Source organism: Dyella jejuensis (assembly GCF_044904675.1).
GTDB lineage: Bacteria > Pseudomonadota > Gammaproteobacteria > Xanthomonadales > Rhodanobacteraceae > Dyella_B > Dyella_B jejuensis.
Window position 1 is genome coordinate 1 of sequence record NZ_JADIKJ010000055.1, and the last position, 879, is coordinate 879.

The window sequence follows — 879 nt, forward strand, 5'->3', positions numbered from 1 at the left end:
CAAGCATTGAGCGCGAGCTACAGTGATACTCCGCCCGCTAGCGCGGGAACGGAAATCGCCGATGGTTCCGACGCGAACAGCATGATCGACAAGATCGGCGAGGCGCTTGACGCGGTGGGTACGCTTCGTTCCGCGCTGGGTGCGGTGCAGAACCGCCTGGAACACACGAACAACAACTTGGCGAACATGGTAGGCAACACGACTGACGCGGAAGGCCGCATCATGGACGTGGACTATGCGTCGGAAAGCGCGAACATGTCCTCGCAGCAGATCCTGCTGCAGGCCAGCACGGCGATGCTCAAGCAGGCCAGCAGCATGAACCAGATGGTGCTGTCGCTGATCCAGTAATCGGCAAGCAAGGGTTCCATGGAAGGTTTTTCCAGCGTGTTGATGGTTCCATGGAAGGAAAAGCCGGCCCCTCGGGGTCGGCTTTTTACTTTTCTCCTTCCTGAAGAAGAGAGGAAAAAAGCATCGCGTGGTTTTCTTCCTCTCCCCTTCGGGGAGAGGATCGAGGTGAGGGGTCGGGGCTTGCGCGAAGGATGAGCGGAGCGTGCTTGCACGCCACCCTTTCCCGCGAGGTTGTCCCCTCACCCCAGCCCTCTCCCCGAAGGGGAGAGGGAGCGAGAGCGCCGCGTGTTTCTCTTCCTCTTCCTGGCGGGGAAAAGATCGAGGCGAGCTGAAAGTCAAAAAAAATCGCATGCTGCTTAAAGTTTTCTACGCGCGGTCGTTTTATATCCTCGTGACCAGCACGGTCGCATTAACCCCTAATCGAATACATCTACTCCCTTAGAGGAAAAACGATCATGTTGAGCTTGCACACCAATACTTCGGCGCTGTCGATCCAGAAGAACCTGGCCACCACGCAGTCGAAGCTTTCCA

General features: G+C 57.1%; 1 protein-coding gene. It reads left to right on the forward strand.

What is annotated here, in order from left to right:
- Nucleotides 1-348 (forward strand): flagellin (locus ISP15_RS18240; RefSeq protein ID WP_404549412.1); only part of this gene is annotated, 348 nt, incomplete at its 5' end.
- Nucleotides 349-879 lie beyond the last annotated feature (531 nt).